This is a genomic window from Billgrantia sp. C5P2 (genome assembly GCF_051062895.2).
Genome location: NZ_CM128542.1, coordinates 3,633,280 through 3,658,032 on the forward strand (window position 1 = coordinate 3,633,280; position 24,753 = coordinate 3,658,032).

General features: G+C 62.9%; 19 protein-coding genes and 2 tRNA genes. 9 read left to right on the forward strand and 12 right to left on the reverse strand.

Going from position 1 to position 24,753, the window contains the following annotated elements:
• Positions 1 to 135: 135 nt before the first annotated feature.
• The 3 genes from ACRWQA_RS16740 (at position 136) to ACRWQA_RS16750 (ending at position 4,094) form a co-directional block, all read left to right on the forward strand.
• Entirely contained in the window at positions 136 to 501 is a 366-nt protein-coding gene (locus ACRWQA_RS16740; protein ID WP_434229310.1) for a DUF4112 domain-containing protein, read from the forward strand.
• Between the two features lie 383 nt (positions 502 to 884).
• Entirely contained in the window at positions 885 to 1,490 is a 606-nt protein-coding gene (locus ACRWQA_RS16745) for a PAS domain S-box protein (RefSeq protein ID WP_434229311.1), read from the forward strand.
• 63 nt (positions 1,491 to 1,553) lie between these two features.
• Positions 1,554 to 4,094 carry a chemotaxis protein CheB gene (locus ACRWQA_RS16750; RefSeq protein WP_434229312.1) on the forward strand — a complete coding sequence of 847 codons (2,541 nt, stop codon included), beginning with the start codon at positions 1,554 to 1,556 and terminating at the stop codon, positions 4,092 to 4,094.
• Between the two features lie 63 nt (positions 4,095 to 4,157).
• Here the strand turns inward: ACRWQA_RS16750 and ACRWQA_RS16755 are convergent, their stop codons facing one another.
• Both ACRWQA_RS16755 and ACRWQA_RS16760 read right to left on the reverse strand, forming a co-directional pair.
• The gene (locus ACRWQA_RS16755) at positions 4,158 to 4,373 is read right to left on the reverse strand and encodes a DUF3185 family protein (protein ID WP_263582788.1); all 216 of its coding nucleotides are present in this window, start codon (positions 4,371 to 4,373) and stop codon (positions 4,158 to 4,160) included.
• Between the two features lie 178 nt (positions 4,374 to 4,551).
• Positions 4,552 to 5,271 carry a Crp/Fnr family transcriptional regulator gene (locus tag ACRWQA_RS16760; protein ID WP_263582787.1) on the reverse strand — a complete coding sequence of 240 codons (720 nt, stop codon included), beginning with the start codon at positions 5,269 to 5,271 and terminating at the stop codon, positions 4,552 to 4,554.
• A 641-nt stretch (positions 5,272 to 5,912) separates the two neighbouring features.
• Here ACRWQA_RS16760 and ACRWQA_RS16765 point away from each other — a divergent pair.
• Both ACRWQA_RS16765 and ACRWQA_RS16770 read left to right on the forward strand, forming a co-directional pair.
• The gene (locus ACRWQA_RS16765) at positions 5,913 to 6,911 is read left to right on the forward strand and encodes a diguanylate cyclase domain-containing protein (RefSeq protein WP_263582786.1); all 999 of its coding nucleotides are present in this window, start codon (positions 5,913 to 5,915) and stop codon (positions 6,909 to 6,911) included.
• Between the two features lie 388 nt (positions 6,912 to 7,299).
• On the forward strand, positions 7,300 to 8,616 hold the full coding sequence (locus ACRWQA_RS16770; protein ID WP_263582785.1) for a peptidoglycan-binding protein: 1,317 nt from the start codon (positions 7,300 to 7,302) through the stop codon (positions 8,614 to 8,616).
• Between the two features lie 69 nt (positions 8,617 to 8,685).
• On the opposite strand, the gene ACRWQA_RS16775 is transcribed toward ACRWQA_RS16770, so the two are convergent.
• From ACRWQA_RS16775 to ACRWQA_RS16800, 6 genes are all read right to left on the reverse strand, one after another.
• Positions 8,686 to 8,761 (reverse strand) — tRNA-Lys (locus tag ACRWQA_RS16775).
• A 31-nt stretch (positions 8,762 to 8,792) separates the two neighbouring features.
• A tRNA-Lys gene (locus tag ACRWQA_RS16780) sits at positions 8,793 to 8,868 on the reverse strand.
• 83 nt (positions 8,869 to 8,951) lie between these two features.
• Positions 8,952 to 9,809, reverse strand: a complete 858-nt coding sequence (gene rluB / locus ACRWQA_RS16785) for a 23S rRNA pseudouridine(2605) synthase RluB (protein ID WP_263582784.1) — start codon at positions 9,807 to 9,809, stop codon at positions 8,952 to 8,954.
• Positions 9,806 to 10,684, reverse strand: coding sequence for an SMC-Scp complex subunit ScpB (gene scpB / locus ACRWQA_RS16790; protein ID WP_263582783.1), 879 nt, complete (start codon positions 10,682 to 10,684; stop codon positions 9,806 to 9,808). The genes rluB and scpB overlap by 4 nt, the downstream gene beginning before the upstream one ends.
• A complete protein-coding gene (locus tag ACRWQA_RS16795) occupies positions 10,681 to 11,622 on the reverse strand; it encodes a segregation and condensation protein A (protein ID WP_434229313.1) in 942 nt (313 codons plus the stop codon). Before ACRWQA_RS16795 ends, scpB begins: the two co-directional genes overlap by 4 nt.
• A gap of 82 nt (positions 11,623 to 11,704) precedes the next feature.
• The gene (locus ACRWQA_RS16800; protein ID WP_446326199.1) at positions 11,705 to 12,205 is read right to left on the reverse strand and encodes a bactofilin family protein; all 501 of its coding nucleotides are present in this window, start codon (positions 12,203 to 12,205) and stop codon (positions 11,705 to 11,707) included.
• A gap of 194 nt (positions 12,206 to 12,399) precedes the next feature.
• Between ACRWQA_RS16800 and ACRWQA_RS16805 the strand changes: the two genes are divergently transcribed.
• A complete protein-coding gene (locus ACRWQA_RS16805) occupies positions 12,400 to 12,984 on the forward strand; it encodes a bactofilin family protein (protein WP_434229315.1) in 585 nt (194 codons plus the stop codon).
• Positions 12,985 to 12,988: 4 nt separating this feature from the next.
• On the opposite strand, the gene ACRWQA_RS16810 is transcribed toward ACRWQA_RS16805, so the two are convergent.
• On the reverse strand, positions 12,989 to 14,851 hold the full coding sequence (locus ACRWQA_RS16810) for a DEAD/DEAH box helicase family protein (protein ID WP_434229316.1): 1,863 nt from the start codon (positions 14,849 to 14,851) through the stop codon (positions 12,989 to 12,991).
• An 85-nt stretch (positions 14,852 to 14,936) separates the two neighbouring features.
• Positions 14,937 to 15,740 (reverse strand): crotonase/enoyl-CoA hydratase family protein, encoded by an 804-nt coding sequence (locus tag ACRWQA_RS16815; RefSeq protein ID WP_263582778.1) that lies wholly within the window; start codon positions 15,738 to 15,740, stop codon positions 14,937 to 14,939.
• A 160-nt stretch (positions 15,741 to 15,900) separates the two neighbouring features.
• Between ACRWQA_RS16815 and ACRWQA_RS16820 the strand changes: the two genes are divergently transcribed.
• Positions 15,901 to 16,584 (forward strand): hypothetical protein, encoded by a 684-nt coding sequence (locus tag ACRWQA_RS16820; RefSeq protein ID WP_263582777.1) that lies wholly within the window; start codon positions 15,901 to 15,903, stop codon positions 16,582 to 16,584.
• 111 nt (positions 16,585 to 16,695) lie between these two features.
• On the opposite strand, the gene purL is transcribed toward ACRWQA_RS16820, so the two are convergent.
• On the reverse strand, positions 16,696 to 20,643 hold the full coding sequence (gene purL / locus ACRWQA_RS16825) for a phosphoribosylformylglycinamidine synthase (protein WP_434229317.1): 3,948 nt from the start codon (positions 20,641 to 20,643) through the stop codon (positions 16,696 to 16,698).
• 155 nt (positions 20,644 to 20,798) lie between these two features.
• On the opposite strand from purL, the gene mltF reads away from it, so the two are divergent.
• Positions 20,799 to 22,265 (forward strand): membrane-bound lytic murein transglycosylase MltF, encoded by a 1,467-nt coding sequence (gene mltF, locus ACRWQA_RS16830; RefSeq protein ID WP_412031216.1) that lies wholly within the window; start codon positions 20,799 to 20,801, stop codon positions 22,263 to 22,265.
• A 12-nt stretch (positions 22,266 to 22,277) separates the two neighbouring features.
• Entirely contained in the window at positions 22,278 to 24,254 is a 1,977-nt protein-coding gene (locus ACRWQA_RS16835) for a sensor domain-containing diguanylate cyclase (RefSeq protein ID WP_434229318.1), read from the forward strand.
• On the opposite strand, the gene tadA is transcribed toward ACRWQA_RS16835, so the two are convergent.
• Positions 24,231 to 24,722 (reverse strand): tRNA adenosine(34) deaminase TadA, encoded by a 492-nt coding sequence (tadA, locus tag ACRWQA_RS16840; protein ID WP_434229319.1) that lies wholly within the window; start codon positions 24,720 to 24,722, stop codon positions 24,231 to 24,233. The genes ACRWQA_RS16835 and tadA overlap by 24 nt on opposite strands.
• Positions 24,723 to 24,753: the final 31 nt, after the last annotated feature.

Consider the following 24,753-nt stretch of genomic DNA (forward strand, 5'->3'; position numbering starts at 1 on the left):
GAAAGTCGTGCTGTGGCGTCTAAACTGCACCCAGGAGCACACCCAGTGGACCTGTTATGCATCATTTTTTGCGCTCTGCCTGCCACCACTCGGGGGCTTTCTGCATAAAGCCGCCGGCAAGCGAGGAACACCGCGATGCCGCCTGACGCGCTGAAGCGCCGGCCTGACGAGGCGCGCAAACGCGTGCACCGGCTCGCGCGACTGATGGACAGTTCGATCCGTCTGCCAGGCGGTTTTCGCATCGGTGTCGACGGGCTCGTCGGGCTAGTGCCAGGGGTCGGAGATCTCGCGACGGCTGGGGTGGCATTCTACATCATCGTGCAGGCGGCCCGTGCAGGTGTGCCCACCCGGGTGCTCACGCGAATGGCGCTGAACGTCGGGCTGGATGCCGTGATCGGCACGGTCCCGCTGGTCGGGGACGTGTTCGATTTCGCATTCAAGGCCAATTTGCGCAACGCCAGGCTGATGGATGCGTATCTGGATCGAAGCGAGCCGCGCTGAGATTCAGCCTCCAACATACACGTCGTCGGGCAGCTGGCGCACCACTCAAACTGGATTGTCCTTGGCTGTGAGGTCGCTTGGTGCTACAGGTACGAACAAGAGCATTGGCCAGTGATATTGATGAATCATGGTCTTGGTAATAGCCTGTATTTGTGGTGGTACTTTTACCAGGCCAAGCACTAAGAACAGATTCTAAAACTTACCAACGGCAAGCCGGCATTAAGCCAAATAAAGTCGACACGACAAAACGCTAAATCCCAAACTCCTCAACCCCTTTAATCAAAGCAGCGCGCACCCCGAAAATAGCTAAAAGCTCCATACTAATCCCTGCCACGATAAGCTATTATGAGAGCTATATTCGAGAACATAGCTTGGAGCGCGACATGCCCACAGCAATCACTAATGCACCTAATGTCTCCATACAGCTGCGAGACAAGGCTGAAGCGCAGTTGCAGGCGGGCAAGACGCCGGTAGCGAGTCACTGGTCGGTTGGCGTTGACGCTCTGCGTCTGCTCCACCAGCTGTCCAGTAATCCCGACAACGCGGAAGACGCTCTCAAGCTGCTCCATGAATTGCAGGTTCACCAAGTGGAGCTTGACTTGCAGAATGAAGAGATTGCCGCCACTGAACGGGCACTTGTCGAGGATTTGAGCCTTTACCGGACACTTTACGACTCCGCCCCCCTTGGCTACTTTCTCGTCGACCTCGAGGGCAATATTATTCAGGGTAACATTGCCGCTGCAGCGCTTTTTGGTGTTGGACGTGAAGATCTGGAGGGACACCCCATTGGCACGTTCCTACTCGCTGGGAGCCGGCCGCAACTGCTTGACCTGCTACGACATGTCGCCCAGAGTGGCGCCATGGATTCCTGCCTAGCCAAGACGGGGGCACACACACAGGGCTCTCGACACATGCAGTTCCTGGCATCCCTCTCACCAGAGCGCAAGCATATCCTGTTGATCTGCCGCGAGTGCGGAAATGCTGAGTAACCCCGCTCCACCGCTCTGCTCCATGGACGCTTGGACACCTGCCAAGCCGCCGGCAACACTCCGGTGACCACGCGAATCGTGGGCATTGGCGCCTCCGCCGGTGGCTTGGCGCCGCTGGAACAGTTTCTTGCTCGGATCCCGTCGCACTGCCATATGGCCTACGTTGTGGTGCAGCATCTCGATCCCACCCATAAGGCTTTGCTCCCCGAATTACTCCAACGCGTTACACCGATGCCCGTAAGGGAAGCCACTCAAGGCATGCTCATCGAGCCTGACTGTGTGTACGTGATTCCGCCGAATACCGAACTCAGCGTTGTCGACGGTTTGTTGAAACTTGCAAAGCCTATGGAACCCAGGGGTATGCGTCTGCCCATCAACGTGCTGTTTTCTTCCCTGGCAAGCACCCTGGGAGAGCAAGCCATTGGGGTAATTCTGTCCGGCATGGGCTCCGACGGCACCCTGGGCTTACAGGCGATCAAGGCCATGGGCGGCATTACGGCGGTGCAGCAACCCGACACGGCTCAGTTCGATGCCATGCCCAAAAGCGCTATCGCCGCAAACTGTGCCGATATCATTGCCCCGCCTGGTGACTTGCCCACCCGCATCCAGGCCTGGCTCGCCCAGGCGCCCAACCCAGGCGCCTCCGACAGGGAGGCGACAGAACCTGAGCTCGAGTCAACGCCCTTACAGCGCATTCTCCGTCTGCTTCAACAGCGAACCCGGCACGACTTCTCCCTCTACAAACCCAGCACACTGCACCGTCGCATCGAGCGGCGCATGGCGATCCACGACGTCGCCACCTTGGCGCTTTACGCCGATTTTCTCCAGCGTAACCCCCAGGAGATCGACCTGCTGTTCAAGGAGGTGCTCATCGGGGTGACCAGGTTTTTCCGCGATGCTCCGGTCTGGCAGACTCTGGCAGATACCACCCTGCCAGAATTGCTGGCCCGACAGCCCAGAGAGCCCCACCTGCGCGCCTGGGTGGTCGGCTGCTCAACCGGCGAAGAGGCCTACTCCCTGGCCATGATCTTCATCGAGGCACTGGACAAGCTGCCACGACCCCATAACTGCAGCCTGCAGATCTTCGCCTCCGATCTGAGCCCGGACGCCATTGCCACCGCACGCCGTGGCCACTATCCTGCGGATATCAGCAGCAGTGTCTCGGCGGAGCGTCTGGCACGTTTTTTCAGTGCCCATGCCGACGGCTACCAGATCAATAGCGACGTCCGCGACCTGGTTCTGTTCGCCCAGCAGGATGTGGTGCTTGATCCGCCCTTTACCCGCCTCGACCTGATTTCTTGCCGCAACCTGCTGATCTACTTCGACCAGAGCCTGCAGCACAAACTCATTCCCTTATTTCACTACAGCCTGCGCGCCGGGGGAGTACTGCTGCTGGGAAGCTCTGAGACGGTAGGCCGCTACACTCAGCTCTTTGCCCCCATTCAATCCAAATTACGACTCTATTTGCGCCAGGATTATGCCCAGAGCAGCGACACCCGGTTGCCGGTGAAGTCGTTTCCGCCTCTGTCCTGGATAGCCAAGGAGCTTCCCGTGCCCGCCAACGACTCATCGTCCCAGACAACGGATAACCTGCAAGCGGCGGCCGACCAGGTATTACTGCAGGTCTACGCTCCCGCAGCGGTGGTGGTCAACGATGAGGGTGATGTCGTCTATATCAGCGGTCGCACAGGAAAGTACTTGGAACCTGCCGCCGGCAAGGCCAACTGGAACTTTCACGCCATGGTGCGCGAAGGCCTGCGAATCCCCATTACAAGCGCCCTGCGCCAAGCCGAAAATCAAAGCGAGCCATTGCACTTGCCAGGCCTGCAGGTGCAGCTGGCCGGTGGAGGCATGCAGAGCGTCGATGTCACCGTACAAGCATTGCGAGAGCCTACCACCCTGCGCGGGATGAAGATGATCGTGTTCCGCGATATCGCCAAGCCCCATGCCAGCCCGGCCGACAAGAACACGTCAACAACAGCCGCGCAACAGGCCTATGCCGCGGAGCTGCAGCAGTACCAGGATGAAATCCAGACGCTCCGCGAAGAAAACCGCACGTCCCAGGAGGAGTTGCAGTCAGCCAACGAAGAATTGCAGTCGACCAATGAGGAATTGCAATCAACCAACGAAGAGCTGACCACGTCGAAGGAGGAGATGCAGTCCATGAACGAGGAGCTGCAAACCATCAATGCGGAAATGCAAACCAAGCTCGATGACCTCGCCCTCGCTCAGAGCGATATGAACAACCTGCTCAACAGCATCGAGATAGCCATCCTGTTTCTCGACCAGAACCTGAATCTCCGCCGTTTCACCGACCGAGCATCAAAGATCATCAGCATCCGAGAAGGCGATATCGGCCGACCACTTAGTGACCTCACTACCAGCCTGCTGTACCCGGAACTCAATGACGATGCCCTTAACACCCTGAGCACCCTGGCATTTTCCGAGAAACAGATAACCACCACCGATGACCGCTGGTTCACCGTACGTATCATGCCCTATCGCCGACTGGACAATGTCATTGACGGAGTGGTCATCACTCTTATCGACATCACCGCGACCAAGGAGCTGGAACAGGCCCTACGCAAGGATTTACAACCCTGACGAAACGCCCATGTTCCTATGCACAAAAAGCGGCCGGCCCGGTACCGCATTCAAATTACTATGCTAGTTGCTTGTGGATTTACCGAACAGCAGCAAACCAACACCTGCCGCCGCAGATGCCGCTCCAAGAACAAGAAACCAGAGAGTGGAGTCAGTGAAGCGGCCGGTTATGGCCTCCGTCACTTGGTCGCCTAGGCTTTGGGATGACTGATATGCAAAGAAAAGCAGGATCATACCCACAACAAGCAACACGATTGCCAGAATTCTATTATTCGTCATCTCAATCTCCTGAAGATGGGTGGCCTATCTATAGTGGAAACTCGAGGTATGATCTGTGCGGTGTCTAACATATGCGAGAGTTTTTGGATAAGACAGCGAGATACCGCTCCGACGAGTCATTCGCTTCATTCCGCAATCAAGAACCTGAACTCTCGGCCCAAAGGAGGAGAAGGCCCCTTCACCCCGAGCGAGGATAGCTCAGCAACCGCTCATACTCCTTCTTGACAACCGCATAGCATTCACAGACCCGCGCTTCCAGGCCAGGCCTGTCCAGGATGCTGATATGCCCGCGATGGTAGGAAATCAGGCCGGCCCTCTGTAGTCTGCCCGCCGACTCGGTGACACCCTCGCGGCGTACGCCGAGCATATTGGCGATCAGTTCCTGGGTCATGACCAGCTCATTGGTCGGCAGGCGGTCGAGACTCAGTAACAGCCAACGACACAGTTGCTGATCCAGGCTGTGATGTCTGTTGCATACCGCCGTCTGAGCCATCTGGGTGATCAGCGCCTGGGTATAACGCAACAGCAGATGCTGAAACGTTCCTGCGCGTTCGAATTCGTCCTTCAGCAACTGCCCCTTGAGACGGTAGGCACTGCCGGCACTCTGCACGATGGCACGGCTCGGTGTGGACTCACCTCCCATGAACAACGAGATGCCGACGATACCTTCGGCACCGACGACGGCAATTTCCGTCGAGTCGCCATCCTCCATGACGCACAGTAGCGATACGATGGAATCTATCGGGAAATAGACATGATTCATCACCTTTCCCGACTCGGCCAGCGAATCTCCCAGCGTCAGCTCGACCCGTTCCAGGTAAGGCACCAAACGCTGATATTCATCCCTTGTCAGGGCCGCCAGCAAGTGATTCTGACGAGGATCATGTTGCAAGGGCATGATTGACACTCCCGTATCTGGCAAGCCACCCCCGGCTACTAGAGTATGAAGAGTGGACTTGTCCGATGGTGGTTGACGACACGAGGCAGCCGTTGGACATCCTTGCTGGACTTCCCCTGATCTCGTCAAGACATGCAACAAACTGCCCGTAGCGTCAGATAGCAAACAACCCTTTAAATTTCAATGAAAAACATCGACTCATGCGAGCTTCGTCGCACTACTCAGCCCCAGCACAAGCGCAGGAACCGAAGTACATATTGTGTGCGCTAGCGTACAGAAGCAACTCCGTCGCAACACTACGCTCGCTGGACGACCGACCAAGCCCCAGGTCTCTCAGGTCAGGCAGTGCCGCCCCACCGGGGGTCACACGCAGGCGGAACAGGAAACCGACTCATGGTAGTGCCAACGTTTCTGATGAACGCGTCTCTTGTCTCACTGGCTCTAGCACCGCACCAGTCCACACCGCTCTTACTCCACCCTTGGGCGCGCGGCCCATGGGTAATTCACGTTTTGGGGCCGAGTGCATGAGGAACGATCCGATTCTTCCAGGCACCGCCTGGACGCAGTCCCCTTGTGACTCCTTGCGCGCAGAGGAACCGATGCGGCAAGGATACACCCAGGTCCACGCCTCGAGACGGGAAGTGGCAGCTGCCCTGGATGCCGAGGGTGCATGGGCACGAGTGGCCCTCAACGCCATTGGCGATGCCATCCTGACCATCGACCTTCACGGCACGGTCACCTACATGAACCGTGTGGCTGAGAGCCTGACAGGCTGGTCGGAAACGGAGGCGATCGGCAAACCGCTATCCCGAGTCTTTCCTCGTGTCGATGGCAAGACACATCAAGCAACGATCACGCCTGGGCAGCGGGCCATGGAGGAGAACAAAAAGATTGGCCTCGCCCTGGATTGCGCTCTAGTTCGTCAGGATGGCAGCAAGCTCGAGATCGAGGATTCGGCAACGCCCATTCATGACCGTGAAGGTCGCGTCACCGGAGCAGTGATCGTGTTCCACGATGCCTCTCGATCACAGGTCATGTTGGATAGGATGGCGTACCTGGCACAGCATGATGCGCTCACCGGCCTGCCCAATCGTGCCCTGCTGATGGAACGGCTCTCCAGAGCCATTGGTCTTGCCCGACGACACCAAAATATGGTTGCCCTACTCTATCTTGACCTTGATGCCTTCAAGCCCATCAATGACTCGCTCGGCCATGCCTTGGGTGACAGCCTGCTCCAAGCGGTTGCGGGCCGTCTGCAGGACTGCATGCGCGACATCGACACCGTCTGCCGTCAGGGTGGCGACGAATTCGTGATCCTGCTTGCCGAGATCAGGAAACCAGAAGATGCCACCAAGGTCGCGGAAAAACTGCTCGACCTTCTGGGCAAGCCATATCGTATCCAGGGTCATGAACTCCTCATCACGCTAAGCATAGGCATCAGCCTCTACCCGGAGGATGCAGACGATGCCGACACTCTGATGCACAACGCCGACATGGCCATGTACCACACCAAGCGTAATGGCCGAAATGGGCACCAGTGCTTCACAGCTGAGATGAATACCCGGCCCCTCCAACGGAGGCGGATCGAACCGGGCGTGCATCGGTCAATCATGGCTTCGCAATTATCCTTCGACTTTTAGTCCGCAAGGTTCAATGGCCGGTTGACCAAGGCATAAACAAATGAGCCGCTGTGTACGACAGCGCACAGACTGAGAGCCATCAAAGACATACCCTGAGGTTGAGCGAGGCAAGGAGAAGCCGATACAGGGAGTTACGCTCAGCGTCGCAAGGACCGCGACGCCATCTCGATACGAACCACCTTCCGCATCCTGAAACAGGATAATGTGCCGCAGAGGAAAACTTCATGAATAGCATCGTCTATATCGTCGGCGCCGTCGTCATCGTGCTGGTGGTTCTTTCCGTTCTCGGCCTGCGTTGAGACAAGCGACGAGATAAGGTGATCGTAAAGACAGCACGGAGAAGCAGGGAGAATACAGGCCGAAGTCCCCTTCTCGCTGGAGACGCCCCGTGACCATCACCAAGGGATTCGTGTTCCTGCTCTTTCTGCTCGGTCACATCACGCTGGCCAGTGCCGATTACCGCTACACTGACGCCCTACAGAGCTACGAGCGGCAGGAGTACCGCCAAGCCTTGCAGATGTTCGACCAGCTTGCCACCACCGGCAATGCCGACGCCCAGTACATGCTGGGGCAAATGCACGAGGCCGGCCAAGGGACGCTCCAGGACTTCGTGGAGGCGCACAAGTGGTACAACCTCGCCGCGGCCCGCGGCCACCGCCATGCCGCCGCGGCACGCGATGCAGTGGCGGCGCGGATGACTGCGCAACAGATCAGCGAGGCCCAACAGGCAGCCCGCGCCTGGCAGCCGGGGGCGTCAGCGATCGCCCCCGAACCATCGCCTCCCGTCGAGAGCCTGTCTGGCCAACAGCTAGTGGCCGAAGTCCAGCGTGAACTCAACCGGCTCGGTTATGCGGCCGGCCCGGTGGATGGCCTGATGGGGACTCGCAGCCGTAATGCGATTCGCGATTTCCAGGGCACGGTAGGCCTGGCCCAGGATGGTCAGCCGACGACGGCACTGCTGGCCAGATTACGGCAGGCGGGTCGGGAGCCGGCAACCACCGAACCGGAACCGACTCCGGCTAGACGGGTCGCACTGGATGACACCTTCGGTGACGGAGATTTCCGGCACAACCCACCCTGGACCGTAATCAGTGGACGCTTCGACATCGATGATGGCGGATTGCGCAGCGTCGTGGAGAAACCACAGATGGCCACTCCCGCCTCACCGACGCTCCGCCCGGAGCGACCGGAAGAGATCGGCCTGGCGATGCTCCAGTTGATCCTCGAGCAGACGGGTGGGCTGAAGCGGGACGCGCCACCACCGGAGGCGGCGGAGGTCGAGTTCGGAGACGCGGCACGGATTTTCGTCCATGCCCCGGTCGACAACACCTTCAGACTGGAACTGGAACTGGCCTCCTACCAGCGGCCAGGCAGCCTGGAACTGGGGCTGTTTCAGGGCAACCAGCCCGACGGAGGCTACCGCCTGATCTACAACCCCGGCTCACGACCCGGGCTTAGCCTGGTACGGATGACTGGCAATGGAGGAGAAGTGATCGCCAGCAGCGAAGGCACACTCGACCTTGAGGATGGCCGCTTTCACATGCTGAGTTGGACCCGAGACGAGAGCGGCAACATGCAAGTCTCGGTGGATGACCAGCGCGTGTTGCAGGCGCACGACCGGGGGCTGCGCCAAGGTTTCCAGGGCTTCGTGCTGGTGAACCATGGGGGCGATTACAACCTCCGCCGGGTACGGCTGGAGCATTAGGGAATTCAAATGCCCCCTATAGACAAAGCGCCCTCGCTTTCTGGAAGCGAGGGCGCTTTGTTGTCAATCTGGTGGGTCGTGTAGGATTCGAACCTACGACCAATTGGTTAAAAGCCAACTGCTCTACCAACTGAGCTAACGACCCGGCACTTACAAACAAGCATCCAGGCTCGGAATGGTGGGTCGTGTAGGATTCGAACCTACGACCAATTGGTTAAAAGCCAACTGCTCTACCAACTGAGCTAACGACCCTTCCGAACGGGGGCAGATATTACCCATCCAGCCCCCTGAAAGCAAGGGGTTTTGGCGCATTTTCGCCAACTGCCACCATCGGTTCAGCGACTGCGCGGGCTCTTGGGCTTCCGCATCGCCTGCACCGGGCGCCGCTTGTTCTTGTCACGGCTCCAGCGGTTCTTCTCGTCCGGCGTCAGTTCGGGCACCTTGCGTGGCGCCAGGTCGGCCGACTGGGCCAGATCGTCGATCTCGTCCTGGGAAAGCTCCACCCACTCTCCCGCCTTGGCCCGCTTGTCGAGGAAGATGTTGCCGTAGCGCACCCGCTTGAGCCGACTGACCGTGAGCCCCTGGGACTCCCACAGGCGTCGCACCTCGCGATTGCGGCCCTCCATGATCACCACGTGGAACCAGGTGTTGATGCCCTCGCCGCCGAACTCCTGCACGTCAGTGAAGCGCGCCGGGCCGTCCTCGAGCATCACGCCTTCGACCATGGCCACGATGTGCTCCTTGCGCACCTCGCCCATCACCCGCACGGCGTACTCGCGCTCGATCTGGGTGGAGGGATGCATCAAGCGGTTGGCCAGCTCGCCGTCGGTGGTGAAGAGCAGCAGGCCGCTGGTGTTGATGTCGAGGCGGCCGATGGCGATCCAGCGTTCACCCTTGAGGCGCGGCAGGCGCTCGAACACGGTACGCCGCCCCTCCGGGTCCTTGCGCGTGCACAGCTCGCCTTCCGGCTTGTTGTACATGATCACTCGGCGCGGCGTCTCCTCGGCGCCACGCAGGGTCACGGGGCGGTCGTCGAAGGCGACCCGGTCGCGCATCTCGATGCGGTCGCCAAGCGTGGCGACCTTGCCGTTGACCTTGACGCGGCCGGCCTCGATGGCCGCTTCCATCTCGCGGCGTGAGCCCAGCCCGGCGCGGGCCAGTACCTTCTGCAGTTTTTCCGTGTTACTCGTCATGTGTCGTCTGACTTCTCGTCTACGGTGGATTCCGCCCCCGCTCCGCCGTCATCATCGACGCTGGTGCGGGCACGTTCGGCCAGGCGAGCTTCGAGATCGGCGAAACTCAGTCCTGGCCTGTCGGACGCCTTCCCGGCGTGTGGTACGTCGGCCGTCCCGGCCGTCGCTTCGGCATGTCCAGCATGCCCATGTTCCTGCTCTACTTCGAGCTCCGCTTCGAACTCACCCTCATCGTCCTCGTACCCGACCTCATCCTCTTCCCCCGGCGCATCCTCGTCGGCCTGCGCCAGCACCGCACTGGGCGGTGGCGGAGCCTCGTCCTCGAATACCGGCTCCGCCATGCCCTTGAGCTCGTGCATGGGCGGCAGCTCGTCCAGGGTCTTGAGCCCGAAGTCGTCGAGGAACTGGCGGGTAGTTGCATAGACTGCCGGGCGGCCCGGCACGTCACGGTGCCCGACCACGCGAATCCAGCCACGTTCGGCCAGGGTGCGCATGATCGAGCTGCTTACCGCCACACCGCGCACCTCTTCGATGTCACCGCGGGTCACCGGCTGGCGATAGGCGATAAGCGCCAGGGTCTCCAGCAGTGCCCGTGAGTAGCGCTGTGGGCGTTCGTCCCACAGTCGCGAGACCCAGGGTGAAAGGCGCGGACGAATACGCAGCTGATAACCCGAGGCGGTCTCGATCAGCTCCATGGCGCCGCGCTCGTGGCGCCCCGCCACTCGTTCCAGTGCCTCGCGCAGACTGCGCCGCTGCGGCCGCTCGTGGTCGTCGAACAGCCCTTCGAGGCGCTCCAGCGACAGCGGCTCGGCCGCCGCCAGCAGCGCCGCCTCGAGGATATCATCGAGGCTGTCGGGCAGCTCCATGGCGGTCATGCAGTATCACCCTTCCCGGACATGCTCCCCTCCTCGGCAAAGGGACTCTCGACGTCGGCGCCCTCGTCTTCGAAGGCTTCCTCTCCCGACTCCTCTCGCGGTGCACGGGCGCGCACGTGGATCGGCGACAGCGGCGCGTTCTGCACGATCTCGATCATCGCCTCCTTGGCAAGTTCAAGGATGGCCATGAAAGTGACGATGACACCGGCGCGCCCCTCTTCCAGGGTGAACAGCGCCTCGAAAGGCGTGTAGTGCTCATGGTTGAGGCGCTCCATGATCGCCAGCATACGCTCGCGGGTCGAAAGCACCTCGCGCCCTACCTGATGGGCCTGGTTGAGTTCGGCCCGGCGCAGGATGCCGGCCAACGCGCCGAGCAGCTCGTCGAGTTCCACGTCGGGATGGATCACCCGCGCCTGCAACGGCGGTAACGCCGCCCGTGCCGGGAACCAGTCGCGCCCCACCCGCGGCAGCTCGGCCAAGGCCTCGGCCGCGCTTTTGAGCTGCTCGTACTCCTGCAGGCGGCGGATCAGTTCGGCCCGCGGATCCTCCTCCTCGTCGTCGCCCCCTTCCTTGGGCGGGCGTGGCAACAGGGTCCGCGACTTGATCTCGGCCAGCATCGCCGCCATCAGCAGGTACTCGCCGGCCAGCTCGATCTCCATCGCCTTCATCAGCTCGACGTACTCGATGTACTGACGAGTGATGGCAGCGACGTCGATGGCCAGGATATCGAGGTTCTGACGGCGGATCAGGTAGAGCAGCAGATCGAGCGGCCCCTCGAACGCCTCGAGAAAGATCCGCAGTGCCTCCGGCGGGATGTAGAGATCCTCGGGCAACTGGGTGATCGGCTCGTCGAACAGCCGCGCCAGCACCGCCGATTGGGTCTCGGCGTCGCTGGTGGCCGGCTGATCGGGAACAGCCGTATCGGGCGTCTCGCTCACGCGGGGCTGGCCTCCCGGCTGGGCTCGTCTGAAGATCGATCACGCAGTCTACCAAGAGCGCGGGGGTCAGGGTAAGTCCGGCTCAACCAGCCGTCATCGGGGCGACCTCCCCCTGAATATGCGCGCCGGCATGGCACTCCAGCCGCTCGGCCTCCATGATACCCCACACACGAGCCCGCGATCGTAGCGTAATCTTGTCCCCTGCCTTCAACCTTCCCGCCACCTCCCCATCGACGCTGACCTCGCGTCCTTCCAGATACGACGACACCCTCCCGCTCATCGTCACCATGACGTGATGGTCCCGGGCGATGACGGCCCCCTCGATGCAGCCCTTGACCGTGACCGGCTCGTTGGCGGTGAGCCTGCCCGACACTCGCGTCGCCATACCGATACGACTCCCTTCGGTGTCATGCGGCACATGAACGATGGGCCGTCCCTCGGCACTGGCCACCGGCTCCCCCGTCGATGCGGTCGGAAGTGGGCGCACCTGATCAGCACGCACCATCGGCGCCGCATTCTGCACCACGCCCACGGCGAGGCGCCTTCTCTTGCGTCGCCCTCCGTCCCAGACGATAAGCGTCATGGCAGCCACGCCGAGCAAGATAAGCCATGTTTGAATCCCCACATTCCCGCTCCATGCTCTCATATCCCCTCTTATAGGCGCCCCGCGTCACCCGCGGTGTCGAGAAAAGGCCACTTGATCCCGCATAGCTCTGCGCTTTGAGATCGGCGTAAGCGAGCTAGGCTGCTTGGCTAACGTCGATCTTGGAGGCTTGCATGTTCCACAAGGCAAAGCACCGTCAACCGGAAGCAATGGCGGCCAGCGTCGTCGCGGCCGATAGCAGCCAGACTTCCCCGCTTCGGCAGGAAACGCCCTCGACGCGATCCAGCGTTTCGGTGATCGGCGGCCACACTCGCGTACAGGGGGACATCGATGCCGGCGAGGACCTGACCGTGGAAGGGCACGTCGAGGGAACGATCACCTGCAAGCAGAATACCGTCACCCTGGGGAGCAGCGGTCGCATCGTCGGTGACGTCTACGCGCACACCTTGCATGTCTCGGGAGAGGTCGAGGGCAATCTCGTGGCATCGCATCGCGCCACGATCCACAAGGGCGCCACCGTCAGGGGAACGATCGTGACGCCATGCCTGATGCTCGAGGACGGCAGCACTTTCCACGGCAATATCGACATGGATCCCGAGAACGAACTCCTCCAGGGTGCTTTCAGCGAGCTTGCCGACAATAGACAGACGCGCTCTTCCTCATCCGACGGCAGCGATACCGGGATGGCTGGTTCCGATGAGCCCCAAACCACAGCCACGCAGGAAGGCGATGCCAAGCAGGTCGACAGCTCGACCTGACCCCCTACTCCGCCGTCTCCGCCTTGCGATAGCGCCCGGTGTAGTCGAACAGTTTCTCGCGCACCTGCCAGTGGCGGCCTACCCGGCGCCCCACCACGAAGTCCGGATGGCGAAGGCGTCGTCGCTCGGCGATCACCTCCTCTGGCGTCATCGGCTGCCATCTCACGCCCGGGGCACGCAGGTGGTCGCGCAGGAATACGGCACCGAAGGCGGCACGCTGAGCCGGCGTCTCCAGCGCGAACCACTCGCTCAGGCTGGCCCCATCCTCGTCATGGTAGGTGACCTTGAGCCGCGGCAGCCCGCGGCCATTGACGGTAGCTTCGAGCTGCATGCCGGCCACGCGGAGCACTCGAGCGTCCTTGAGGCGCAGCGCCTCCTTGAGCTTGTCGTCGGCGTCGACCAGCAGGATCTCGCAGCCGTGGCAACGCCGCGCGGCGATATCATTCTCGGCGCCGCACTCACCGCAGGTCTTGAAGCGAAAGCGAAATTCACACTGATACTGTTTACAGGCGCCCACCGCCGCGCCGCGCTCTTTATAGGCGCCCGAAGCCGCGCCTCGCTGGCCATTCCCCTCTCCGCTGGAAGGGCCAGGATCGGTGATGAGACCTTGGCAGCGCCTGCCGAAGTGTTCGATGACCAGTTCGCCGTCGCGCCGGCCCCAGAACAGGTTGGCATGGCCGCAGGCGGGGCATTCGACCTGCACCGGCTCGGTGCCCGAGGCCGGCCGCGGGCTGCCCACTTCCGGCGCGTAGAGGTCCCAGGGGTTGCCGGCGTAATCCAGGATCAGGCAGTCGGCCTTGCCCGGCGCAAGGCGCAGGCCGCGGCCGACGATCTGCTGATAGAGGCTCACCGACTCGGTGGGCCGCAGGATCGCAATCAGGTCGACGTGGGGCGCGTCGAAGCCGGTGGTCAGCACCGCCACGTTGACCAGGTACTTGAGTTCTTGTGCCTTGAAGGCCGCGATGATCCGCTCGCGCTCGCGTGATGGCGTCTCGCCGGTGATCAGTGCCGACTCTTCAGGCGACAAGTAGCCGAGGATCTCCTCGGCGTGGGCCACGGTAGCGGCGAACAGCATCACGCCCCGGCGCTCGGCGGCGCGTTCGACGATCTCGGCGACGATGCCCGGCGTGGCGCGGCTGCCCGCCACTACCCGGTTGAGCTCCTCCTCGCGAAACAGTCCGCTGGCAGCCGGACGAAGCGAGGCGAAGTCGTAGCGCTCCACGGCAGCATCCACGCGCCGTGGCTCGGCCAGGTAGCCCTGCCTGACCATCAGCCGCAGCGGCTGCTCGAACACGCAGTCGCGAAAGAAGCAGTCGTCGTCGCCGCGCACCATGCCATGATGGTGACGGTGATAGATGAAGCCCTGCCCCAGGCGGTAGGGCGTGGCGGTCAGTCCCAGCACCTTGAGCCGCGGATTGGCGTGGCGCAGGCGCTCGATCACGCGACGGTAGCTGGCATCCTTGTCCGACGAGACCCGATGGCATTCGTCGATCACCAGCAGAGTGAAATTGGCCTGCCCCTGAGATGCGGGGTCGAAGCGCTCCAGGTTGCGTACCACCGACTGCACCGAGCCGAACACCACCTGCCGCACGCTCTCCTTGCGCCCCAGCCCGGCACTGAAGATATCCGCCTCGAGGCCGTAGGCCAGGTACTTGGCATGGTTCTGTTCCACCAGTTCGCGTACGTGGGCGAGCACCAGCACTCGCCCACGGGCGAGTCGTGCCAACTCCGCGATCACCAGCGACTTGCCGCTACCGGTGGGCAGCACCACCACCGCCGGCTCGTCGCTGCCACGAAAGTGCGTCACCACGCGGCGCACCGCCTCCTGCTGATAGGGGCGCAGCGTAGGGTAACGAACAGGAGACATGGCAGCTACGGAGACAGAACGCATTGGCGAGTCAGACTGACGGTCGAGGCCCGCCATATTAACCGCCATCGGGCTCTCCGTCAGGTCAACGTGAGCCGGTGTAACGCGGCTCGCGCCCGGCCATCCGGGCCGCCACGGCCTCCAGTTGCTCCTCGCCGCCTAGCAGGCCCCGCTGCAGGCTCGCTTCCAGCGCCAGGCTCTCGCGCTCGGACATGCCGGGGGCCCGGGAGAAAAGTTCACGGGCTGCGGCCACGGCCTTGGGCGAACGGGCCGCAACCGCCGTGGCGATGTCGCGAGCGGTGCTCTGCGGGTCGTCGGCCAGGCGTGTGGCCAGGCCCAGCATGACCGCTTCGCTGCCGTTCACCTTGCGCCCCGTCCAGGCCAGTTCGCGCAGCACGTCGCTGCGAATGCCCGCACCGGTCACACTGATGCCCATGTCAGGGATGATGCCCCAGACGATCTCCAGCAGCGCCAGCCTAGCCTCGGGATGCACCACGCGAATGTCGGCGCCCAGGGCGACCTGCAGCCCGCCGCCATAGACATGCCCATGCAGGGCGGCAATTACCGGCACGCCTGCCTCGCGCCAGCCCAGCGCCAGACGCTGTACCGGATTGAGACCCTGCCCGTCGGCAGCCAGCAACGAGGGCAAACGCTCGGGGCAGGACATGATCGCAGTCATGTCGAGGCCAGCGCAGAAGCTCTCCCCCTCCCCCTTGAGTACCACGGCGCGTAAACCGTCGAGTTCGCACAGGCTCTGCTGCGATGCCAGCAGGGCATCCATCATCGCCCAGTCGAGGCCGTTGTGCTCGCGAGGCCTCGCCAGGGAGACCTCGGCCACATGGTTTTGAAACGTAAGTGTCACCCGCTCATGAAAAACTTGCTGTGTCATGCCTGGCTGCCTCATGTCATTCATCAAGGCAGTCTGGCGCGGCGACGACAGTTGTCAAACCTTCGTTTCATTTTGCTTCGATGGATTTTTTCGTAGTTCGTCTATAGTGAAGATTCAGCGCTGTGTCTGACGAAGCCAACAAGGGCGATGGGGTAGTAGCGTGGCTTTCGTCATACCCGTGGATGGAATCACTGGTTGTTCGGACCTAAACGTCGCGAAACTTGATGAAGGTCATGCAAACCGAGGGCATTCTCTGAACATCATCGAAGCCGCATACGATGCGGGGGAGCGATTGATGCTCGGCCTTCGACATGAGGACACCGCCATGCCAGAAAAAGCAACAAGGATAACCAGGCTGGCCCTGGTGCTGGATGAGCTGTTGACACTCGCCGAGGCGCACGAACGCGCCGAGGTGACACGCTACCGACGACTTGCCTTCAGTTTCCTGCCTTTCGATACCGCCGTGAGCCGCCTGATGGCGTCACTCGGAATACAATGCGAAATGCGCGTCGAGGAGCTGCGCCGCCTCTCACGCCAGTTAGGGCTTCCGGAAGTCTCCACCACCCAGGCACAACCAAACGCTGCCTCAACGCCTCCTTTCTTCGTCAGCACCCAGGCAGTGGCCTATGAGGTCCTGACCCAGGCAGTGGCCGACGCCGGGTACTCGCTGCACTTCCACGAGCACCTGCGCGAAGCCAGCACCGTCCCGGCGCTCTATCCCGCTTTGACGGCAGTGATCAAGCAGAAGCGGGCGGAGCATATCGTGCTGGAAGGCTTTCTCTCCTCTCGCAGTGACTTTCTCTCCTCTCGCAATGAACAGACGCAAATGGAGCAGCGCGCCTGAACGATGCCCCCAGGCAGCGCAACCCGCCATGAAACGGCAGGGATGAGCCCATACAGCAGCAACGAAGAGGCGGCCCGCAGGCCGCCTCTTTCATTTCATGCCGACCGGGAATCAGCCAAGCCACACGCGGGCGTTGCGGAACAGCCGCATCCAGGCGCCGTCCTGGGTCCATTCCGCAGGACGCCAGGAGTTGCTCACTGCACGCACCACCCGCTCCGGGTGAGGCATCATGATGGTGACACGCCCATCCGGCGTAGTCAGGCCAGTGATGCCGGAAGGCGAGCCGTTGGGGTTGGCCGGGTAGTGGGTCGTAACCTGGCCGTAGTTGTCGACGTAGCGCAAGGCAATCTGGGCGCTTCCCTGCATGCTGCGCAGGTGGGCGCTGTCGCGAAACTCGGCGCGGCCCTCTCCATGAGCCACGGCGATCGGCAACCGCGAGCCTTCCATGCCAGAAAGCAGGATCGAGGGGCTTTGCTCCACCTGGACCATGGCCACCCGCGCCTCGAACTGTTCGGATTCGTTGCGCACGAAGCGCGGCCAGTTCTCGGCACCTGGGATCAGCTCCTTGAGCTGGGCGAACATCTGGCAGCCATTGCACACGCCGAGACCGAAGCTGTCGTCGCGCTCGAAAAAGGTGGCGAACTGCTCCCGTGCACGCGGGTTGAACAGGACCGACTTGGCCCAGCCGCCGCCAGCGCCGAGCACGTCGCCGTAGGAGAAGCCGCCGCAGGCCACCAGCCCCTTGAATTCATCGAGTACGACACGCCCCTCGAGGATGTCGCTCATGTGCACGTCCACCAATTCGAAGCCGGCGTGATCGAAGGCCCAGGCCATTTCCACATGACCGTTGACGCCCTGCTCGCGCAGGATCGCCACCGCCGGGCGCGCCGTGTTGACGAACGGAGCGGCAACGTCCTCGTCGACGTCGAAGGTAGGGCTGGCCGAGAGGCCCGGGTCGCGGCCATCGAGCAGGCCATCGAACTCGCTCTTGGCGCACTCCGGATTGTCGCGCAGCGCCTGCATGCGATAGCTGGCCTCGGCCCAGGTGCGCTGGGTCAGCAGCCGGGTGGTCTCCAGCAGTGGCTCCTCGAACAGAGTCACACGCACCTGATCGTCGTAGCGCGGCCGAGCGATGACGCCGCATGTCTCGATGCCCGCCGCGGCGAACTGGGCCAGCACCTCTTCGGTATGCTTCCGGTTGATCTGGATCACCGCGCCGAGCTCCTCGGCAAACAGCGCATCTACCGCCTGGGTGGGTTCGTCGATCAGCCAGTCGAGCTTGATCTCGAGGCCGGCACGGGCGGCGAAGGCCATCTCCAGCAGGGTCACCAGCAGGCCGCCGTCGCTGCGGTCGTGGTAGGCCAGCAGCTTGCCGTCACGGTTGAGCCCCTGGATCACGGCGAAGAACGCCTTGAGATCCTCCGGATCGTCGAGATCGGGGCACTCGTTGCCGAGCTGGCCGTAGACCTGCGCCAAGGCCGAGCCGCCCAGGCGGTTCCTGCCGCCACCCAGGTCGATCAGGATCAGGTCGCTCTCGTCCTGGTCGAGGTTGATCTGCGGCGTCAGGGTCTTCAGCGCATCGGTGACCGGGGCGAAGCCGGTGACCACTAGCGTGAGCGGCGCGGTAATGCTCTTCTCCCCGGCTTCGTCGCCGTCGTCCGCCTGCCAGGCGGTGCGCATGGACATGGAGTCCTTGCCTACCGGAATCGCAATGCCCAGCGCCGGGCAGAGTTCCATGCCTACCGCGTGGACGGCATCGAACAGCGCCTGGTTCTCGCCGACGTGATCGGCGGCGCTCATCCAGTTGGCGGAGAGCTTGATGTCGCCAAGCTTCTCGATGGGCGCGGCAGCCAGGTTGGTGATAGTCTCGGCCACCGCCAGGCGGGCGCTGGCGGCCGGGTCGATCAACGCCACCGGCGGACGTTCGCCCATGGCCATGGCCTCGCCGGCATGGGTATCGAAGCTCGCGGTCGTCACGGCGACGTCGGCCACCGGCACCTGCCAGGGGCCGACCATCTGGTCGCGAGCCACCATGCCGGTAATCGAGCGATCGCCGATGGTGATCAGGAAGCTCTTCGAGGCCACCGTGGGCAGGCGCAGCACGCGCTCCATCGCCTCACGCAGGTCGAGGTTGTCGAGCATCACGCCGGGCAATTCCAGGCTCTCGCGCTGGAATTCACGCTGCATCTTCGGCGGCTTGCCGAACAGTACGCTCATCGGCAGATCGACGGGCCTGGTGTTGAAGTGGCCGTCATGCACTTCCAGGTGATGCGCCTCGGTGGCCTCGCCGACCACCGCGTAGGGGCAGCGCTCGCGGGCACACAGCGCATCGAAGGTGTCGAGATCCTCTGGAGCAACCGCCAACACGTAGCGCTCCTGGGCCTCGTTGCACCAGATCTCCAGCGGGCTCATGCCCGGCTCGGCGTTGGGCACCGCACGCAGCTCGAAGCGACCGCCGCGTTCGCCGTCCTTGACCAGCTCCGGCAAGGCATTGGACAGCCCACCGGCGCCCACATCATGGAAGAAGCGGATGGGGTTGGCCTCGCCCAGTGCCCAGCAACGGTCGATCACCTCCTGGGCACGTCGTTCCATCTCGGGGTTCTCGCGCTGCACCGAGGCGAAGTCGAGGTCGGCACTGGATGTGCCGGAGGCCATCGACGAGGCCGCCCCGCCACCCAGGCCGATCAGCATGGCCGGCCCGCCCATCACGATCAGCTTGCCGCCGACGGGAATCTCACCTTTCTGCACGTGGCCTTCACGAATGTTGCCGTAGCCGCCAGCGATCATGATCGGCTTGTGGTAGCCACGCCGCTCGATGCCGCCGGCCCCCAGAATGTCCTGCTCGTAGGTGCGGAAGTAGCCGGCGAGATTGGGACGACCGAACTCGTTGTTGAACGACGCACCACCGATGGGACCCTCGAGCATGATCGCAAGCGCCGACTGCATGCGCTCGGGCTTGCCGTAGTCGAACGCCTCCCAAGGCTGTACGAACTCCGGAATACGCAGGTTGGAAACGGTAAAGCCGGTGAGGCCGGCCTTGGGTTTGCCGCCGATGCCGGTGGCCCCTTCGTCGCGAATCTCACCACCCGCGCCGGTGGCCGCCCCCGGATAGGGGGCGATCGCCGTGGGATGGTTGTGGGTCTCCACCTTCATCAGGATGTGAATCGGCTCGCGCCGTGAACCGTACACGGCGCGCTCGGCGGCCTTGCCGGTCAGCGGCGCGGCGAAGAAGCGCGGCGCCGTGGCCCCCTTGATCACCGCGGCGTTGTCGCTGTAGGCGGAAAGAATATCGTCGGGCGAGGCCTGGTAGGTGTTCTTGATCATCTTGAACAGCGAATGGGTCTGCGCTTCGCCGTCGATCACCCAGTCGGCGTTGAAGATCTTATGCCGGCAGTGCTCGGAGTTGGCCTGGGCGAACATCATCAACTCGACGTCGGTGGGATTGCGCTCCAGATCGCGGAAGGCAGCGACCAGGTAGTCGATCTCATCATCGGCCAGCGCCAGCCCCAGGGCGAGGTTGGCCTCCTCCAGTGCCGCCCGACCGCCTTCGAGAATATCCACCTGCCCCAGCGGTGCCGGCTCATGATGGGCGAACAGCCGGGCGGCATCGGAGGCATCGGTCAGCACATTTTCCGTCATGCGATCATGCAGGGTCTCGCGAATCGCCGTGAAGGCCGCTTCGGACATCGGCGCCTTGAGCGCCACTCGGTAGGCGATCCCGCGCTCGATCCGGCGCACCTTGCCCAGGCCGCAGTTGCGGGCGATGTCGGTGGCCTTGGACGACCACGGCGACTGGGTACCGATGCGTGGCACAACCAGAAACAGCTGACCTTCGCTATCCATCGCGCTCTGTGCGGCGTCGCTCTCACTCTTGATACCGTAATCGAGCAGCTGGCTGAAAAGGTGGCGTTCCTCATCGGAGAATTCACCGTCGTGATCCACGAAATGCACGTAGGCGGCGTGCAGGGACTCGACCTCGGGAACCCGTGCGCGCAGGGCAGCCAGCAGCTTGTCGTGACGGAAAGCGGAAAGGGCAGGCGCGCCTCGAAGTTCGAGCATGTATTGAAGCCTCTGAAGCAAGCGGAGGAAGAGGGCCGCACGGCGGCGCAGAAAGGCGACATGATACTGGAAAGCGACGGGCAGACGAAATGCAGCAGATGACAGCCATGCCGCGTGCCGTTATCGTGAAGCTCTCTTCGCCGATCGTCGCCGGAATGCCCGAACTTGATAGTCGTGTCCTGCTGAGCCGCCTGCGCCTGGCCGCCCTGTTGCTGCTGGGTGTCGCGTTGTGCCTGGCGCCCTACCGCCATTTCAAGCCCCCAAGCGGCCTGCTTGAGGCGGTTCAAGAGCGCGATTTCATCAGCATCCATACACGCAACACACCGACCACCTACTACGAGGGACGCCACGGTCCGACAGGGTTCGAGTACGAGCTGATGCGCCACTTCGCCGAGTTCCTCGGCGTCAGCCTGACCCTGGATGCCCGGCATCACATCCAGAGCGCGTTGGACGCCGTGCGCCAGGAAGGCGACCTGGCCGCTGCCACCCTGCCGCTGGACCTGACCCAGCCAGACCTCATCTATAGCCGCCCGATCCTCGAACTGCAACCGCTGCTGGTCTATCGCCGCGGCCTGCCACCGGTCAGGACAACTGAAGACCTCGGCGGCCTCACCATCGGCACCATACGAGGTTCGGGCACCGACCGCGTACTGCGCGAACTGCAGGCCGAACATCCGCAGTTGGGCTGGCGTGAGTCATCGGACCTGGAGGTCGCCGAGCTGCTCAATCGGGTAGAGAACGGCAGCCTGGATGCTGCCGTGGTGTTCGAGCATCAGTTCCGCATCAATCGACTGTTCTTTCCCGGCGTCGAGCGCGGCTTTTCGCTGGGCAAGCCACTCTCTATGGCCTGGGCCTTTCCGGCCAAGGGTGGTTTGGGGCTTCAGCAGGAGGCCAACCGTTTCCTCAGCGGCCTGCAGCGGGAAGGGCAGCTCGACGAGCTCGTCGCCCGCCACTTCGGTCATGACGACTACCTGGAGTACGTCGGCGCCCGGGTCTTCATCGGCCACCTCAACGAGCGGCTGGACACCTATGCCGAACTGTTTCGCGAAGCGGCGCGCAACACCGGCTTCGACTGGAAGTTGCTGGCGGCGCTGGGCTATCAGGAGTCGCACTGGGACCCCGAGGCCACCTCGCCCACCGGCGTGCGCGGATTGATGATGCTGACCCAGCCCACCGCCAGCGAAATGGGCGTGAACGACCGTCTCGACCCGGCCCAGAGCGTGGACGGCGGCGCGCGCTACCTGCGCCAGATCATGGACCGCCTGCCCGAGTCGATCCAGGGCGACGACCGTCTCTACATGGCCATGGCCGCCTATAACGTGGGGCTCGGCCATCTGTATGATGCGCGCACGATAGCCGAAGAACTTGGCGGCAATCCCGACAACTGGCGGGACGTACGCGAGGCGCTGCCGCTGCTGCAGCAACATGAATGGCACAGCAAGACTCGCCATGGCTACGCCCGTGGCGGAGAGCCGGTCATCTATGTACGCAACATCAGGCGCTACCATGAGATCCTGACCTACGTCGACCGCAGCCAGCAGCAGTACCTGCAATTAAACGATCTGCCGAACGGCGAGGATGATGGCGCTCCGCTGTTCGACATCATCTCTCCCCTTCTCTAGAAGAGCGTGACCATGTATCGCCATGCCACCTTCTTTACCTGCCTGGCCATCGTCCCCCTCGTCATAGGTGTCCTGCTCGTGGATGAAGGGCGCCCGTTGCCTGAATTCGTCGCGCTCGGGCTGACGGGAATGCTCGTTCTGGCCAAGATGCTGCTGCTGCGAGGCTGGCATGCGCCAGCGAAGATACTGGTCGGGCTGACCCTCCTGCCGCTGGCCCTGACGCTGGCGAGCTACGTGCTGCCGGAGTACTGGATACCGCTGTCGCGCTGGGACGCCTTGAGCCGAGGCCTGGCCAGCGGGCTGACGCTGGAAGCCTGGCGTCCGGCGCTGCTGACGACCCTGAGCCTGATTCTGCTTGCCGCGCTGGTAGCCACGCGAAGCCGATCCGCACTGGGCGGTCCGCTCCTGCTGCTGATGGCCGCGTTACTGCTGGGCGTACAGGGGCTGCTCGGCAGAGCGGATCTCGATACTCAACTACTGCGGACAGCAGCAGGGCCGTGGTCCACCCTGGCCATGGCAACGCTGTTGGTCGGCCTGGGGCTTGCCGCCCTGCCGGGCTGGCGGGCTCACGCTGCCGCCCTCAGACGCGCCCTGGCACCGTCACTGGTCCTGGTCATGGCCGCATTGCTGCTGTGGCACCACCAGAAGGCCGTCACCGAGAGAGAGCTACAGGCCACCGTCGAGACGGAAGCCCGGCAGCTCGGCGAGCGCCTGACGCGAGAGATCCACGACCACCTGGCCGCCGTGGAGCGCTTCGCCAACGTCTGGACCCTATTCGACACCCCGCCCCGCCAGGCCGAATGGACCGGACAGGCGGCGCTCTACCATCGTGATTTTCGCTACCTGCTCAATATCGCCTTCGTCGACCCCGACAGCCGCATCACGCAGATTTACCCGTTCAACGACATCAATCAGCGGGCCTTGGGTGCGCGACTGTTCGATGCCCAGCCTGCCGGGCGCGAAGCGGTCAGTCGAGCGCTCTTCGAGCAGCGCATCGGGCACACGGACGTCATCATGCTGCTGCAGGGCGTTCCCGGCATCATCCACTACCTGCCGATTCCGCTGAATGAGCGGCAAACCCTGGGCGCCGTGGCCATGGTCATCAGCCTGCCGATGCTGGCGGAAACGCTGTTCAGCGAAGTCGACCGGCAGCACACCAGCCTGCTGCTCACCCAGGGCGAACAGGTCCTGGCCAGCCAGGTCCCCGACATCCGCCTCGGCCCCTGGCAGCACGAGGTGCAGCTCGACGTGGGCGGCGTACCACTGGGCCTGGATATCCAGCCCAGTCACTCCCGGCTGCTGCAGCAGTTGCCTCGGCATCCTATCGTCAGCCTCGTCACCGGCCTGACCCTGGCCTATCTGCTCTACCTGGTACTGCACGGCTATACCCGCCTGGCGCATCAGCATCGCCGGGTGCACGTCACCAATACCGAACTGCGCCGCGAGATTCGTACTCGCAGTCGGTTGCAGGAAGAGGTCGAGTGGCTGGCCCGGCACGATGAATTGACCCAGTTGCCCAACCGCCGCCTGTTCATGGAGACACTCGACGCCAACGCCACGCAACGGCCATTGAGCGTATTGATCTGCGATGTCGATCACTTCAAGCATATCAACGACCATCAGGGCCACCTGATCGGCGACCGCTACCTGGATCAGTTGGGCCGAATAGGACGTGAAATTGTCGAACCGTACGGTGGGTTGTTCGCCCGCTATGGTGGGGAAGAGTTCGTTGCCTGCCTGCCGTTGGCCGACCCCGTGCAGGCACGGGAGGTGGCTGAAGCACTGCGCCAGGGGCTGCAGGACGCCGAGCTACGACATCACGATGGCAAGATCCTGACGGCCAGTATCGGCGTCGTCACCCTGGTCGACGGCCCGCTTGACGTCGCCATCCTCATGCAGGCTGCCGACGATGCGCTCTACCGCGCCAAGGCCGAGGGGCGCAATCGGGTCAGGGTCGCCCCGCCATTAACCATCACCGAAAGCGTCTGACGAGGCTGCCCCGCTGTCACGCCGGATTTCGAAGAAGGCCTTGAGCATCTTCGCCGCACGTGCGGCGAGCACCCCTCCCTCCACCGCAACCCGATGGTTGTGCCAGGGCTGGGCGAACAGGTTGGCCTTCGACTCCACCATGCCGGTACGCGGTTCGGCAGCGCCATAGACCAACCGGGCGATACGGGCATGGATGATCGCTCCGGTACACATCAGGCAAGGCTCCAGGGTGACGTAGAGGGTGCAGCCGTCGAGGCGATAATTGCCCAGGTGCCTGGCGGCAGCACGCAGCGCGCGAATCTCGGCGTGGGCGCTGGGGTCGTGGCCCGAAATGGGGGCATTGTAGCCGGCACCGACGATCTCGCCGGCGGCATCCACCACCACCGCCCCCACCGGCACCTCGCCGGCGGCCAGCCCCTCGCGGGCCTGGTCCAGCGCCCGGTGCATGTAGAATTCGTCACTGCGCATCGGCGCGGACTCCGTTATGCTGTTTGCCTGA

Excerpts from the sequence above, each read along its gene's own strand:
- purL (WP_434229317.1), bottom strand. The coding sequence starts at position 20,643 with ATGCTCGAACTTCGAGGCGCGCCTGCCCTTTCCGCTTTCCGTCACGAC.
- scpB (WP_263582783.1), bottom strand. The coding sequence starts at position 10,684 with ATGACCGCCATGGAGCTGCCCGACAGCCTCGATGATATCCTCGAGGCG.
- ACRWQA_RS16815 (WP_263582778.1), bottom strand. The coding sequence starts at position 15,740 with ATGACACAGCAAGTTTTTCATGAGCGGGTGACACTTACGTTTCAAAAC.
- ACRWQA_RS16835 (WP_434229318.1), top strand. The coding sequence starts at position 22,278 with ATGTATCGCCATGCCACCTTCTTTACCTGCCTGGCCATCGTCCCCCTC.
- mltF (WP_412031216.1), top strand. The coding sequence starts at position 20,799 with ATGCCCGAACTTGATAGTCGTGTCCTGCTGAGCCGCCTGCGCCTGGCC.
- tadA (WP_434229319.1), bottom strand. The coding sequence starts at position 24,722 with ATGCGCAGTGACGAATTCTACATGCACCGGGCGCTGGACCAGGCCCGC.
- ACRWQA_RS16760 (WP_263582787.1), bottom strand. The coding sequence starts at position 5,271 with ATGCCCTTGCAACATGATCCTCGTCAGAATCACTTGCTGGCGGCCCTG.
- ACRWQA_RS16810 (WP_434229316.1), bottom strand. The coding sequence starts at position 14,851 with ATGTCTCCTGTTCGTTACCCTACGCTGCGCCCCTATCAGCAGGAGGCG.
- ACRWQA_RS16745 (WP_434229311.1), top strand. The coding sequence starts at position 885 with ATGCCCACAGCAATCACTAATGCACCTAATGTCTCCATACAGCTGCGA.
- ACRWQA_RS16800 (WP_446326199.1), bottom strand. The coding sequence starts at position 12,205 with ATGACGCTTATCGTCTGGGACGGAGGGCGACGCAAGAGAAGGCGCCTC.
- rluB (WP_263582784.1), bottom strand. The coding sequence starts at position 9,809 with ATGACGAGTAACACGGAAAAACTGCAGAAGGTACTGGCCCGCGCCGGG.
- ACRWQA_RS16755 (WP_263582788.1), bottom strand. The coding sequence starts at position 4,373 with ATGACGAATAATAGAATTCTGGCAATCGTGTTGCTTGTTGTGGGTATG.
- ACRWQA_RS16740 (WP_434229310.1), top strand. The coding sequence starts at position 136 with ATGCCGCCTGACGCGCTGAAGCGCCGGCCTGACGAGGCGCGCAAACGC.
- ACRWQA_RS16805 (WP_434229315.1), top strand. The coding sequence starts at position 12,400 with ATGTTCCACAAGGCAAAGCACCGTCAACCGGAAGCAATGGCGGCCAGC.